We start from the raw sequence: 12,668 nt of genomic DNA on the forward strand, positions 1-12,668 counted from the left end.
AATGCCTGCGGTTGTTGTAGGATTAAGTTTGCTAACAAAATGAAGGCGGGGATGTCGTGCCCCGTCTAACGGCCCGTTTCTGGGTCGATGCCTATCTGGCGCGGTTGAGGATGTTCGATATCCCCGCATTTGTTGTGGCGCATGGGGATGACACTGGCGGCGCTGTATTGGTGAAGCTGGCTACCTTGGATGGCAATGCCATCGTGTTTCAACGGTCGTTTGATTTGATGAGCGGCGAGCGGGTCTGGGTCGAGCTATCGGCGGGGCCAGAGCGCGATGTAGATGATGCAATCACGCGCCAACGAGGATTTGATCCGGATATTTGGGTGATCGAAGTAGAAGATCGTGCGGGGCGGCATTTGCTGGATCAAGAGGGCTTGGGCTGATGGAATGGCGCGATCAGGGGATACTACTGAGCGCGCGCCGCCACGGCGAAACCTCCACCATCATAGAAGTGTTCACTCCAGAGCATGGCCGCCACGCAGGGATTGTGCGCGGCGGGACCAGCCGAAAGATCGCACCGATATTGCAGCCCGGTGCGCAGTTGGACGTGACCTGGCGTGCGCGGTTAGAGGATCACATTGGCGCTTTCACGGTTGAACCTGTGCGAAGCCGCGCGGCGATTGCAATGGGGGGGCGGCTTGCGCTTGCGGGGTTAAATGCCGTGACGGGGCTGGCAGCGTTCTCGCTCCCCGAACGTGAAGTCCATCTGCCTCTCTATCACCGAACCGAGGCTGTTTTGGATTTGTTGGGCCAAGACGAGATTTGGCCCTTGGCCTATTTGCGTTGGGAGCTAAGCCTTTTGGAAGAGTTGGGCTATGGGCTTGATCTGACCAGTTGTGCTGTGACAGGCGCAACCGAGGATTTGGCCTATGTCTCGCCTAAATCGGGACGTGCGGTGTCGCGAACTGGGGCAGGGGAATGGGCGGCGCGGCTGTTGCCTTTGCCTGCGGTGTTACGCGGTGAGGGGCAGGCAGAAGATGCGCAGATTGTGCGAGGGTTGCAGACAACCGGATATTTCCTGACGCATCACCTGGCGGCAGGTTTGGGCAGTAGGCCTTTGCCGCAGGCACGGGCGCGGTTTGTTGAAGCGCTTATTCGGTCGCTTTGAAGATCATTTCCAGACCTTCTGGATTGGACAAGATGAGTGTGTCATCGACAACTTCGATTAAAGTTGCTGCTTTGAGAGAGTCTAAGAACACAGTCTCGGCACGCATGTCAGGGCAGGCGCGGCGGGTGCTGCCGATAGGACCGGCTTGGAACCACGGATAGGGGGCATCCATTGCGCCAAAATAGCTGTTGCAAGGTCCGTTGCCCGCGATCTGACCTACTTCGGGAAAGGTCAGCGTGGCAGGGGCTGGGAAGATATTTCCATTCAGGGTTTTCAGGGTCCAGACGTGATCAGCCCCACCATAGGCGCTGACTGTTTCGTCTTTCCGGCAGGCGGCGGTTAGCGACAGGGCAATGAGGAGCGGAATCAATACTGTCTTCATGAGAGCGCCAGAATCGTATCTACTAATGCGTCAAATGCTGCCTGTGGGTCTGTCGTTGTGTGAGACTGGGGCAGGCCGATCAATGTGGCAAGAATGGCATGTGCAAAAGCGGGGTTGCGCAGGCCAAAGTGGTTTAGCAGGTGCTGCAAATATGTCAGCCGTTCGGCGTCGACCTCTGCCATGCTGGCGGCAACTGATGGTTCGGATTGCGCCCAGATCCGCAGGGCTGATTCTGTTGGTGACTTTAGTATATTGTGGCCAAAGGTCCGTAGGCGCGTATCGGGAGCACCCTCGGTTGTGAGCTGTTCTACAACGTCGGCTAATGCGTTTGAGTGCCACTGGCGGGTGAGTGCCGCATGATACGCAGGGACGTCTTTGAAGTGCCAGTAAAAGGAGCCTTTGGTTGTGCCAAGGCGGCGGGCCAAAGGTTCTGCGGCGAGGCTGGCAGGCCCATCGCTACATAGCGCCGAAAACCCAGCGTCGATCCATTTTTCGGGAGAAAGGCGTGTTGTGCTCATGGCAAAACAGCTAAGCGCAGACGGGGTGCACTGCAAGGCGCGCCCCGTCCATGTCGGCGAAGTTTAGCCCAGTATGCGGCGGGCGATGACTTGGGCCTGAATTTCAGCCGCCCCCTCAAAGATGTTGAGAATACGCGCATCACACAGCACACGGCTGATCTTATATTCCAGCGCAAAGCCGTTGCCGCCGTGGATTTGCAAGCCGTTATCAGCAGCGGCCCATGCCACGCGTGCACCCAGCAATTTCGCCATGCCCGCTTCTACGTCACAACGACGACCGCCGTCCTTCTGCGCTGCAGAGAAGTAGGTCAACTGGCGGGCAACCATGATTTCCACTGCCATCATCGCCAGTTTGGAAGATACACGTGGGAAGTTGATGAGGGATTTGCCGAACTGCTTGCGGTCGATCGCGTATTGCATCGATATGTCGAGGGCGCATTGGGCCACACCAATGGCGCGTGCGGCGGTTTGGATGCGTGCGCTCTCAAAGGTTTCCATCAGCTGTTTAAAGCCTTTGCCCTCTTTTCCGCCCAGCAGGTTTTCGCCTTTGACCTCAAAGCCGTCAAATGCCAATTCATATTCCTTCATGCCACGGTAGCCGAGAACTTCGATCTCGCCGCCCGTCATGCCGTCAGTTGGGAAGGGATTTTCATCGTCGCCGGGCGTTTTTTCGGCCAAGAACATGGACAGGCCTTTGTAGTCCGACGTTGCCGGATCGGTGCGGGCCAGCAGGGTCATGACATGGGTACGTGCGGCATGGGTGATCCATGTTTTGTTGCCCGTGACCTTATATGTTTCGCCTTCTTTCACCGCACGCGTGCGCAGCGACCCCAGATCGGAACCTGTGTTTGGTTCTGTGAATACCGCTGTGGGCAGGGTTTCAGCAGAGGCGATTCTGGGCAGCCATTTTTGTTTTTGCTCATCTGTGCCACCGGCGATGATCAGTTCCGCCGCGATCTCGGAGCGCGTGCCGAGAGACCCGACGCCGATGTAGCCGCGTGAGAGCTCTTCGGAAACAACACACATGGATGCTTTGGACAGGCCGAGGCCGCCGAATTCTTCTGGGATGGTCAGGCCGAACACACCCATTTCTGCCAGTTCGTTGATGATCTCGATCGGGATCAGCTCATCCTTGAGGTGCCATTCATGGGCGAAGGGCTCTACCTTTTCCACAGCATAGCGGCGGAACTGCTCGCGGATCATCTCCAACTCTTCGTCGAGGCCGGTCGCACCGACTGTGACATTGGCGGAGTGTTCTTGCATCAACTCAACCAAGCGGGTGCGGGCAGCTTGGGTGTTGCCGCCTTGCGTTAGAGCCTGAATTGCAGGCTCCATCAGGCCGCGCTGGTCGTCTTGGGATAGGCCGAGGTCCTGAAGGCGTACGATTTCGCCTTGGTTCATCTGGATGCCGCCGTAGATCTGCCACAGGTATTCACCAAAGGCGATCTGGTGGATCAAGGCTTCGGTCTCGCCGAACTTACCTTCGCTTTGCAGGGCTTCTGCCCAAGATTGCATCTGGCGCAGTGCTTGGGCGTAAGTGGCAAGCCATGCCAGCCCATGCGCGGCTGTTTGGTTTGCTTCTACCAGCGGATTGGAGACGCGGCCACTGTCGGTGACCATGGCGCGGACTGTGTCCGTTGCTCGCGTTAAAATTGCCTCGACCGGCGCAAGAGTTGCTGCCGTTTGCTCCAGAAGATTGTCCAGAAGTGCCATCTATCAAAATCCTTTATAACTTGGCGGAAAGCATAATCACTTTGCAGGTGCAGCGCAACAAAGATACGTTTGGTTGTTTAGATTTGGTTTAAAATTTCTCGGAGGCGTGGCCGCACTGTTTTCGTGCAGGTTGAAAACCAGATTTGACGTGCTACTTTCTTTTCGTTTGTTATGAAGCAGCATGGACATAATTTTCCCGCTGCTCACCCCGAATGAACTTTTGATTGCATGCCTGATCGCCGTTCTGGCGGGCTTCGTTAAGGGGGTGGTGGGCTTTGCCATGCCTTTGGTGCTGGTGTCCGGCCTTACGACCTTTATGTCGCCAGAGCTTGCGCTCGCAGGGTTGATTGTCCCTACTGTGATCACCAATGCGCATCAGGCTTTGCGCCAAGGAATCCCCGCGGCAAGAAAATCTGTGGTGGATTTTAAGGTGTTTCTGTTGGCGGGGCTGTTGGCCTTACTTGCAACCGCGCAAATGGTGCGGGTGTTTCCCGATCAGGTGATGATGGCTGTGATTGGCGTGCCCGTTACATTTTTCGCATTGCTGCAACTTGGCGGTCATCAGTTTCAATTGTCCGGCCGTAGTCGCAGCATAGAAGTTGTTGCAGGGGCAATCGCAGGCGGGCTGGGGGGCGTGTCTGGTATTTGGGGGCCACCTACGGTTGCCTATCTGACAGCATTAAACACGCCTAAGCATGACCAAATTAGGATACAAGGCGTTATTTACGGCCTTGGTGCTGTTGTGCTGCTGTTTGCACATATTGGTTCTGGTGTGCTGCGCGCTGAGACGATTGGATTTTCACTGGCGTTGGTGCCGACCGCCTACTTGGGTATGCGGATTGGTCTGTCTGCCATGGATCGAATAAATCAAATCGTCTTTAAGCGCGCTACACTATTTGTGTTGTTGGTGGCCGGACTTAATTTGATCCGGCGGGCGTGGATGGGGTGATTACCCCTGACGCCCGACTGCCATCCCCGAAATATCTTCGATAAACGTCACGATTCTGGTTTTGACCGTTTCGTCTTCGATGGCAGCCAGAGCCTTTGAAATTGTAGTACTTGTGTTGCACGGAGTTACTTCTGAGTCGTTAGCTCCGTTTACGCCCTCAAAGAAATAGGCGGGCGAAACATCAAAAATCTGGGCCAGTTCGAACAAGCGGCTGGCCGCAATTCTGTTTGAGCCGATCTCGTACTTTTGGATTTGCTGAAAGGACAAGCCAAGCCGCTGTGCAATATCAGTCTGAGAATGTCTGCGAAGAGTTCGGATTTGTTTAAGCTTTTGTCCAACATGGACGTCAACAGGGTGTGCCATAATCATTAACCTTAGGTTGTGTGGCTGAAGTTTTGCGAAAATTTCGACATTTGATCAACTGCAAACCCATTTTTACTTTTGAAATAATTGTTTGCAGTTTAGAAACGATTATTGACCATTGAGTGAGTGATTGATTTAACTTCAGTGTATGATTTGTGGTGGGTAATGGTTATGGATCAAAATGTGAACACGGATGCACCTCTGGCTCGATCTACCGAGGTCCCAGCGCTTCTCTTTGAGATGATGCGATCGTTCACGGTACTGGCGAAAACCCTGAATTTGAGCGTGGCTGTTGAGGAGCTGGGCAGTACGCGGCAGACAGTCCGGCGCCATATCGGCCAGCTGGAAGACGCGATGGGGTGTAAGTTGTTTGCTGTTGAACAGCGCCGCTATACTTTGACAGATCAGGGAGCACGGGCCGTTGGCCCCGCGCAATGGTTGTTAACCAAGGGGGGTGTTTGGCACCAAGGGAACTTCCAGAGCATAGACGGCATGTCCCGCATCTCTTATGAGGGGCCCGCGGGGGCGGCTTTTTACCAACAGCAAATCCCTATGTCTGGTGTTTGGTCAGGTAAGTCCGACCTGTTGCGTGCGGCACTAAAGGCATGGACTTTGAGCGAAGGGAAATTGGAAAGCCTCTACAACAAGGATATTCGCCCTTACATTTTGGCATTCCGTGCAGCAAAGGACGATTTGATCTGTATGGAGGTAGGCGAAAAGTCGCTCTATTCAAACTGGTTCGGCTGGGCCAATGCCAGAAGCAGCGTAGGGCGAAATCTGAGCGAATTCGCCTTCACTCAGGAATTTTCGAGCATTGCGGATTCGTCTTTCAGGGATGTTGAAGCGGGGCAGGGGGTCCGGCTGGATCAGACTGCGATGTGGATACGCAAAAATGCTGACGATCCGCTCGAATGTCTGCTGTACGACCGATTGTTGATGGGGGTGCAGATGCCGGATGGCACGCCTGCGATCATTTCGGTATGTGATCGCCCCACCGAAATGAAGATCGATGCGTTGGATGCAAATCTGATCAATGAAATTCCCGATAAACTCTGGGTTGATTTCAGGCTGACGCGCTGATCGCAAATCTGCAATCAAGGTTTACTGTTGCGTCGGCTGGGACCTCCTTAGCGCCGCATAGGTTTTGCAAAAAATTAGGGCCGCTGCATTACAATGCGGCGGCCCTAAATCTTGGCGACGTTGGCAATTTAGCCGATTTTGGCTGCTTTTACTTCATCGTCGATGTGGGGCATATATTGCTCAAAGTTCTCAGCGAACATGGCAACCAGCTTTGCAACCTGACGGTCATAGGCTTCTGGATTGTCCCATGTGCGGCGCGGATCAAGCAAGATGTCAGCAACGCCGGCTACAGCAACGGGTACTTCGAAGCCAAAATTTTCGTCGGTGCGGAACTTGCCAGCAAGAAGGGACCCGTCAAGCGCAGCTGTGAGCAGCGAGCGTGTGGCGCGGATCGGCATACGTGATCCCGTGCCATAAGCGCCACCAGTCCAGCCGGTGTTCACCAACCAGCAGGTTGCGCCGTGCTGGGCGATTTTTTCGCGCAGCAGGTTGCCGTAAACTTCTGGACGGCGCGGCATGAAAGGCGCGCCAAAGCATGTGGAGAATGTGGGCTCTGGCTCAGTTACGCCACGCTCTGTGCCAGCCACTTTGGAAGTGAAGCCGGACAAGAAGTGATACATCGCTTGTGCTGGGGTCAGTTTGGCGATGGGAGGTAGCGTGCCGAAAGCATCACATGTCAACATGATGATGTTCTTGGGGTGCCCGCCAACGGCCTTCTTGGAGGCGTTAGAGATGTAGTGCAGTGGATAGGCGCAGCGCATATTGGCTGTCAGGCTATCGTCATCGAAATCCAGATCTTTGGTTTCTTCATCATAGACCATGTTTTCGATCACAGTGCCGAATTTCTCGGTTGTGGCGTAAATCTCTGGTTCAGCTTCTTCGCTGAGGTTGATTGTTTTAGCATAACAGCCGCCCTCAAAGTTGAAGGTACCTGTGTCTGACCAGCCGTGCTCGTCATCGCCGATCAAAGTGCGTTCCGGATCAGCAGACAGTGTCGTTTTACCCGTGCCTGACAGACCAAAGAAGATCGCGGTGTCTACGGGATTGCCAACAGCGTGGTTGGCCGAGCAGTGCATCGGCATCACGCCTTTTTCTGGCAGCAAGTAGTTCAGCAGCGAGAAAACGGATTTTTTGTTTTCGCCAGCATACTCGGTGCCGCCGATCAGGATCATCTTGCGATCAAAATTCATCGCGATGACGGTTTCGGAACGGCAATCGTGCTTTTTAGGGTCAGCTTGGAATTTAGGGCAGTTGATAACCGTAAAGTCGGCGATGAAGTCATCCAGTTGGTCGCGGTCGGGGCGACGCATCATGTTGCGGATGAACAGGCCATGCCAAGCAAGCTCGGTTACGAAACGTACGTTAATCGCGTGTTTAGGGTCTGCGCCGCCGACGAGGTCCTGAACGAAATAGTCGCCGCCCTCCATGTGGGTCAGCATGTCATTGTATAAGGCGTCAAAGCCCTCTTCGGACATTTGAGCGTTGTTTTCCCACCAGATCGTGTCTTTGACACTATCGGACATGACGACATGTTTGTCCTTTGGGGACCGTCCGGTGAATTTCCCGGTGGTAACAAGGAATGAGCCGCCTTTGCCCAAAGAGCCTTCGTCACGTTTGAGCGCCGCTTCAATCAGCGCAGGCTCCATTTGGTTGTAATATACATTGCCCAGCCCTTTGATCCCTTGATCGTCGAGGCTGAAGTTCGGGTTGACCCGTCCGGTTTGCATGCAATGACTCCTTTGGAAACTGCGCGAATGACACAGCGAAATGGGAAATGCCCGAGACAGAATGCGCGCGGGCATATGTGGAATATTGGCCTCTTAGCACGATGATTTGTGGCTTGAACAGCCGTGTTTCTATAGTTAGCGCCACCACAAGACCAATTGCAGCAGCAGGTTTTGGAATGGCACTTTGTTGCACGGATTGTTTCGCATTAGGCGATTTGAAATGGCGTTTTAGGGAGGAATGTGAGGCAATTTAGCCATTCGTAAACAAATTATGGCTGAAATGAGACTGTAGGCACTGCAGATTCGCAGTTAGGGATTGATTCGACTGCACAAGGAGTGATCAATGTATGAAAAACTAAAAACACGTTGAGCAGCACAAGGAAACAGGCAATGTCTAAAATTGCATTGGTAGATGACGACAGGAATATCCTGACGTCGGTCTCGATGACACTCGAAGCCGAGGGCTTTGAGGTGGAAACATATAATGACGGTCAGGCAGCATTGGACGCTTTTAACAAGCGGATGCCGGATATGGCGGTTCTGGATATCAAGATGCCGCGTATGGACGGGATGGACCTTCTCCAGCGCCTGCGCCAAAAATCGGCTATGCCTGTGATCTTCCTTACGTCGAAAGATGACGAGATTGATGAAGTGCTGGGTTTGCGCATGGGCGCGGACGACTACGTGAAGAAACCGTTTTCTCAGCGCCTTTTGGTTGAGCGTATCCGCGCCTTGCTGCGCCGTCAGGATGCGGTGGCCACGGATGAAGTGGGAGAGACCGAAGAGACCAAAGTGATGGAGCGCGGGGATCTGCGGATGGACCCGTTGCGCCATGCTGTTGCATGGAAGGGGAAAGATGTCTCTCTTACCGTCACTGAATTTTTGTTGCTGCAGGCATTGGCCCAACGCCCGGGTTTTGTTAAGTCGCGCGACCAACTGATGGACGTGGCGTATGATGATCAGGTTTATGTTGATGACCGCACAATCGACAGCCACATCAAACGCCTGCGCAAAAAAATGCGCACCGCAGATGATGAGTTCTCAGCAATTGAGACACTTTACGGGATTGGCTACCGCTATAATGAAGATTAATCGCTAAATGGCGGTTGTTGAGAGGAACTTCGTGCGCGAGTCGACCCCCAATAGACGTGACGGTGATGTTGTTCTGGGTGACGATTGGGTCGCGCCAGACAGTGCCGCACCTAACGAGCTTAGAGCCCGCCGTGAAAAGCGTGGCCTATTCTCGTTGCGTGCTTCGCCCCTTACGCGCAAGATCATCACGTTCAACCTGATTGCGTTGAATGTGTTGGTCGCAGGTATTTTGTATCTAAATTCCTCACGAGAAAGCTTGGCTGTGCAGCGCACGGCTTCCTTGATGGCAGAGGTCGAGCTGACTGCAGATGTGTTGGAAGCGCAGCTGCCTGAAGGTCAGACAATTGATCTGTCTGTCGGTGAAGGTGTTGATGTTCCGAAAACTCTTGCTGGTCTGGATTTGCGCAGCGGCATTCAAGTCTATGTATTTGATACAGACGGTGTACTAATTTCACAATTGGATGGCGCCACTGGCATACGGCCGGTTGGTCGGGGTGCAGACAATAGCACTGGTAAGAGGACTGTTCTCACGGACGGGCTGGATTGGCTGTGGAATATGGTGTCTTCGCCGTTTCATCGTCATACTGAGCCTACGAAAATAGATGACCGGCTTAAGGCTATCGTTTCTGCAGCGCTGGTAATTGGCACCCAAAGCAAAGAAGAACGCGACGATGAAGGGACCACCCTGCTGTCTGTTGCGACGCCCATTGAACATGATGGCACTGCTGTTGGTGTGGTGGCTATTGTAAGTGTTGATGGTGAAATTGACAGGCTTGTCCGTGCAGAGCGTGAGCGTGTTTTGCAAATGTTCATCATTGCCACGCTGGTATCGATTGGGTTGAGCCTCGTTCTGGCGTCAACCATTGCTAATCCGCTGGCCGATTTGGCCGCTGCTGCCGAACTTGGTCGTGATAAAGATGCGCGCAAAATGAACCCTGGCCGCATCCGTATCCCTGATCTTACGGCCCGCCCTGATGAAATTGGCCGCTTGTCCGGTGCCCTGCGCGGGATGGTTTCCGCGCTTTACAATCGTATCGAGGGCAATGAACAATTCGCCGCAGATGTTGCCCATGAAATCAAAAATCCGCTCGCTTCGTTGCGGTCTGCTGTTGGTACGTTGCGGGTGATAAAACGTGACGACCAGCGTGCAAAGCTGTTGGATGTGATTGAACACGATGTTCGACGTCTCGACCGATTGGTAAGCGATATTTCCAATGCCTCACGGCTCGACAGTGAGTTGGTGAAGGAAGAGGAAGAGCCGTTCAATCTAATGCATATGATCGGTAACCTTGGGCAGTATCTGGGTGAGGATGCCAAGGGTAAAGGTATCGATTTTATCGTCGATTTACCGCCTGATCCTATTGTCGTTCAGGGCCTTGAGGCCCGTCTGGCGCAGGTGTTTGTAAACCTGATTACCAATGCGATTTCATTCTGTGAAGATGGTGATGCGATCCGTGTCTGGGCGCGTAAACGTGAGAATCGTGTTCTAGTTGTTGTCGAAGACACAGGGCCGGGTATTCCTGACCAAGCACTGAGCAAGGTGTTTAAGCGTTTCTATTCGGAACGTCCCGAAAAGCACTTTGGCAATAACTCCGGCCTCGGCCTTGCGATTTCAAAGCAAATTGTAGAGGCGCATGGCGGGGTGATCTGGGCAGAAAACATTCGCCCGACAGACGCTGATATCACGTCCGATCCGCTGGGCGCGCGATTTGTTGTGGGTTTACCGCTTTAAGCTATGACAGATTATAGCGAGACTGTTCACGCGACCTGTGTTTCTCTTGCTGGGCAGGGTGTGCTGATCATCGGCCCTTCGGGCAGTGGGAAATCGGGACTGGCGCTTCAACTCATTGCGCTGGGGGCTATACTCGTTGCGGATGACAGAACTATTCTTTCGGTGGAGGAGGGACGGCTGATTGCTTCGCCTCCCGCTGCCATCAAGGGGCTGATTGAGGCGCGCGGCGTGGGGATATTGCCCGTTCGACATGTCGCTAAGGTGCCTTTGGTGCTTTGTGTGGATATGTCCCGCAAGGAGGCCGAGCGGCTTCCGCTGCGGCACAGCATTACAATGCTGGACATATCCCTGCCATCTCTGCACAAGGTTGAAGCGCCGTATTTTCCTGCGGCAATACACGCCTATCTTACTGGCCAAGCACAAGAGGCATGATGTCTGACCCTGATTACCCGCTCCGCCGCATTGTTTTTGTTACAGGCCCCTCAGGTGCGGGACGGTCTTCGGCTTTGAATGTGTTAGAGGATGCGGGCTTTGAGGTGATCGACAATCTGCCAATGCGGTTACTGCCCATGCTGTTTAGCGAAACGGAACAGACACGCCCGCTTGCGCTGGGGATTGATGCGCGGAACCGTGATTTTTCCACCAACACGGTTATCGACCTGTTGGGAGCTTTGGCCACCCGCCCCGGGACAGTGGCCGAGATGCTGTTCCTTGATTGCAGCACCGAAGTGCTTTTGCGCCGCTTCTCGGAAACGCGCCGCCGCCACCCGATGGCGCCGGCAGACCGCCCTGCTGATGGCGTTCAGGCAGAGCAGGATTTACTGGACCCTTTGCGCGCGCGTGCAGATGTGTTGATCGATACGACTGATCTCAACGTGCATGAATTACGTGCCGAGGTAGAGCATTGGTTTGCGCCCGAAGGTAAACGAAAATTAACAGTGACGGTACAATCCTTTTCCTACAAACGGGGTCTGCCGCGATCGGTCGACATGGTGTATGATTGCCGCTTTTTGAAGAACCCTTACTGGGAGCCTGCCCTGCGCGAGCTGAATGGAATGGATGAGCAGGTGGCGGCCCATGTTGCTACCGATCCGCGATTTGCCGACTTCTCGCAAAAGGTCCTAGACCTGAGCCTTCTTGTTTTACCTGCATGCCGCGAAGAAGGGAAAAGTCACTTTTCCATTGCTTTCGGGTGTACGGGAGGGCAACACCGTTCCGTTACTCTGGCGGAAAGCCATGCTTTGCAGCTTGCAGAGCAGGGCTGGCAAGTGTCAATTAGACACCGAGAGATTAACGCTCGGCAACGGATAGGGACGCAAACGACGTGATTGGGATTGTGATTGTCGCACATGGTGGGCTGGCGCGCGAGTATCTCGCGGCCATTGAGCATGTTGTCGGGTCGCAAAACGGCGTCCGCGCAATTGAAATCTATGCCGATCATGACCGCACTGCGAAACAATCCGAGATTTGCGAAGCTGCAGACGCTGTGGATACGGGGCAGGGGGTGGTTGTGGTGACGGACCTTTTTGGGGGGTCTCCATCCAATCTTAGCCTGATGGCCTGTCAACCAGCGGGCCGCCGGATCGTATATGGGGCGAACCTGCCCATGCTTATTAAACTGGCCAAAAGCCGTCATAAACCTGTCCCCGATGCTGTTCGCGCAGCGCTTGAGGCGGGAAAGAAATATATCGACGCTCAAAACGTCAGCAAAGAATAGCAAGGCCAGCAGATGACCAAAATCACTCTAGAAATCGTGAACGTTAAAGGTTTGCATGCCCGTGCTTCAGCCAAACTGGTTGAAGTGGTCGAAGGCTTTGATGCCAGCGCCGAAGTATCGAAGGATGGCATGAATGCATCGGGTGACAGCATCATGGGTCTTTTGATGTTGGCAGCAAGCATTGGAAGCTTTATTGACATCGAAACGTCCGGACCAGACGCAGAAGCGCTTGCGAGCGCTCTCACAGCTTTGGTGGCAGACAAATTTGGCGAGGGCATGTAGGC

Annotated in this window: 15 protein-coding genes; 10 read left to right on the plus strand and 5 right to left on the minus strand. The window is 53.9% G+C overall.

The genetic code is table 11. The features are described 5' to 3' along the window. The first annotated feature begins 56 nt into the window (after positions 1-56). Both GGR95_RS01335 and recO read left to right on the plus strand, forming a co-directional pair. Positions 57-386 carry a DUF1491 family protein gene (locus GGR95_RS01335; protein ID WP_184562002.1) on the plus strand — a complete coding sequence of 110 codons (330 nt, stop codon included), beginning with the start codon at positions 57-59 and terminating at the stop codon, positions 384-386. Then, the gene (recO, locus tag GGR95_RS01340) at positions 386-1,111 is read left to right on the plus strand and encodes a DNA repair protein RecO (protein ID WP_184562004.1); all 726 of its coding nucleotides are present in this window, start codon (positions 386-388) and stop codon (positions 1,109-1,111) included. Before GGR95_RS01335 ends, recO begins: the two co-directional genes overlap by 1 nt. Here recO and GGR95_RS01345 read toward each other — a convergent pair. From GGR95_RS01345 to GGR95_RS01355, 3 genes are all read right to left on the minus strand, one after another. Beyond that, a complete protein-coding gene (locus GGR95_RS01345) occupies positions 1,095-1,493 on the minus strand; it encodes an META domain-containing protein (protein WP_184562006.1) in 399 nt (132 codons plus the stop codon). The two genes, recO and GGR95_RS01345, sit on opposite strands and share 17 nt — an antisense overlap. Continuing rightward, positions 1,490-2,011, minus strand: a complete 522-nt coding sequence (locus GGR95_RS01350) for a TetR/AcrR family transcriptional regulator (protein WP_184562008.1) — start codon at positions 2,009-2,011, stop codon at positions 1,490-1,492. The genes GGR95_RS01345 and GGR95_RS01350 overlap by 4 nt, the downstream gene beginning before the upstream one ends. A gap of 63 nt (positions 2,012-2,074) precedes the next feature. After that, positions 2,075-3,724, minus strand: a complete 1,650-nt coding sequence (locus GGR95_RS01355; protein ID WP_184562010.1) for an acyl-CoA dehydrogenase family protein — start codon at positions 3,722-3,724, stop codon at positions 2,075-2,077. Positions 3,725-3,905: 181 nt separating this feature from the next. On the opposite strand from GGR95_RS01355, the gene GGR95_RS01360 reads away from it, so the two are divergent. Further along, positions 3,906-4,673, plus strand: coding sequence for a sulfite exporter TauE/SafE family protein (locus GGR95_RS01360; RefSeq protein WP_184562012.1), 768 nt, complete (start codon positions 3,906-3,908; stop codon positions 4,671-4,673). Here the strand turns inward: GGR95_RS01360 and GGR95_RS01365 are convergent, their stop codons facing one another. Continuing rightward, positions 4,674-5,042 carry a helix-turn-helix domain-containing protein gene (locus GGR95_RS01365; protein WP_343042025.1) on the minus strand — a complete coding sequence of 123 codons (369 nt, stop codon included), beginning with the start codon at positions 5,040-5,042 and terminating at the stop codon, positions 4,674-4,676. It abuts the gene before it with no gap. 177 nt (positions 5,043-5,219) lie between these two features. On the opposite strand from GGR95_RS01365, the gene GGR95_RS01370 reads away from it, so the two are divergent. Continuing rightward, on the plus strand, positions 5,220-6,116 hold the full coding sequence (locus GGR95_RS01370) for a LysR family transcriptional regulator (RefSeq protein WP_184562016.1): 897 nt from the start codon (positions 5,220-5,222) through the stop codon (positions 6,114-6,116). A 128-nt stretch (positions 6,117-6,244) separates the two neighbouring features. On the opposite strand, the gene GGR95_RS01375 is transcribed toward GGR95_RS01370, so the two are convergent. Continuing rightward, the gene (locus GGR95_RS01375; protein ID WP_184562018.1) at positions 6,245-7,843 is read right to left on the minus strand and encodes a phosphoenolpyruvate carboxykinase; all 1,599 of its coding nucleotides are present in this window, start codon (positions 7,841-7,843) and stop codon (positions 6,245-6,247) included. A gap of 390 nt (positions 7,844-8,233) precedes the next feature. Between GGR95_RS01375 and GGR95_RS01380 the strand changes: the two genes are divergently transcribed. The 6 genes from GGR95_RS01380 to GGR95_RS01405 are packed head-to-tail and all read left to right on the plus strand — an operon-like array spanning position 8,234 to position 12,666. Next, entirely contained in the window at positions 8,234-8,935 is a 702-nt protein-coding gene (locus GGR95_RS01380; protein ID WP_184562020.1) for a response regulator transcription factor, read from the plus strand. Between the two features lie 7 nt (positions 8,936-8,942). Further along, complete coding sequence (locus GGR95_RS01385; RefSeq protein WP_184562022.1) at positions 8,943-10,667, plus strand: sensor histidine kinase; 1,725 nt, start codon at positions 8,943-8,945, stop codon at positions 10,665-10,667. A 3-nt stretch (positions 10,668-10,670) separates the two neighbouring features. Further along, on the plus strand, positions 10,671-11,099 hold the full coding sequence (locus GGR95_RS01390) for an HPr kinase/phosphorylase (protein ID WP_184562024.1): 429 nt from the start codon (positions 10,671-10,673) through the stop codon (positions 11,097-11,099). Further along, entirely contained in the window at positions 11,099-11,995 is an 897-nt protein-coding gene (gene rapZ, locus GGR95_RS01395) for an RNase adapter RapZ (RefSeq protein ID WP_184562026.1), read from the plus strand. Before GGR95_RS01390 ends, rapZ begins: the two co-directional genes overlap by 1 nt. After that, complete coding sequence (locus GGR95_RS01400) at positions 11,992-12,384, plus strand: PTS sugar transporter subunit IIA domain-containing protein (protein WP_184562028.1); 393 nt, start codon at positions 11,992-11,994, stop codon at positions 12,382-12,384. The genes rapZ and GGR95_RS01400 overlap by 4 nt, the downstream gene beginning before the upstream one ends. Positions 12,385-12,396: 12 nt before the next feature. Continuing rightward, positions 12,397-12,666 carry an HPr family phosphocarrier protein gene (locus GGR95_RS01405; RefSeq protein WP_184562030.1) on the plus strand — a complete coding sequence of 90 codons (270 nt, stop codon included), beginning with the start codon at positions 12,397-12,399 and terminating at the stop codon, positions 12,664-12,666. Positions 12,667-12,668 lie beyond the last annotated feature (2 nt).

The organism is Sulfitobacter undariae, assembly GCF_014196805.1.
In the GTDB taxonomy this organism is placed as follows: Bacteria; Pseudomonadota; Alphaproteobacteria; order Rhodobacterales; family Rhodobacteraceae; genus Sulfitobacter; species Sulfitobacter undariae.

Excerpts from the sequence above, each read along its gene's own strand:
- GGR95_RS01380 (WP_184562020.1), top strand. The coding sequence starts at position 8,234 with ATGTCTAAAATTGCATTGGTAGATGACGACAGGAATATCCTGACGTCG.
- GGR95_RS01350 (WP_184562008.1), bottom strand. The coding sequence starts at position 2,011 with ATGAGCACAACACGCCTTTCTCCCGAAAAATGGATCGACGCTGGGTTT.
- GGR95_RS01360 (WP_184562012.1), top strand. The coding sequence starts at position 3,906 with ATGGACATAATTTTCCCGCTGCTCACCCCGAATGAACTTTTGATTGCA.
- GGR95_RS01405 (WP_184562030.1), top strand. The coding sequence starts at position 12,397 with ATGACCAAAATCACTCTAGAAATCGTGAACGTTAAAGGTTTGCATGCC.
- recO (WP_184562004.1), top strand. The coding sequence starts at position 386 with ATGGAATGGCGCGATCAGGGGATACTACTGAGCGCGCGCCGCCACGGC.
- rapZ (WP_184562026.1), top strand. The coding sequence starts at position 11,099 with ATGTCTGACCCTGATTACCCGCTCCGCCGCATTGTTTTTGTTACAGGC.
- GGR95_RS01345 (WP_184562006.1), bottom strand. The coding sequence starts at position 1,493 with ATGAAGACAGTATTGATTCCGCTCCTCATTGCCCTGTCGCTAACCGCC.
- GGR95_RS01365 (WP_343042025.1), bottom strand. The coding sequence starts at position 5,042 with ATGATTATGGCACACCCTGTTGACGTCCATGTTGGACAAAAGCTTAAA.
- GGR95_RS01375 (WP_184562018.1), bottom strand. The coding sequence starts at position 7,843 with ATGCAAACCGGACGGGTCAACCCGAACTTCAGCCTCGACGATCAAGGG.
- GGR95_RS01390 (WP_184562024.1), top strand. The coding sequence starts at position 10,671 with ATGACAGATTATAGCGAGACTGTTCACGCGACCTGTGTTTCTCTTGCT.
- GGR95_RS01385 (WP_184562022.1), top strand. The coding sequence starts at position 8,943 with ATGGCGGTTGTTGAGAGGAACTTCGTGCGCGAGTCGACCCCCAATAGA.
- GGR95_RS01355 (WP_184562010.1), bottom strand. The coding sequence starts at position 3,724 with ATGGCACTTCTGGACAATCTTCTGGAGCAAACGGCAGCAACTCTTGCG.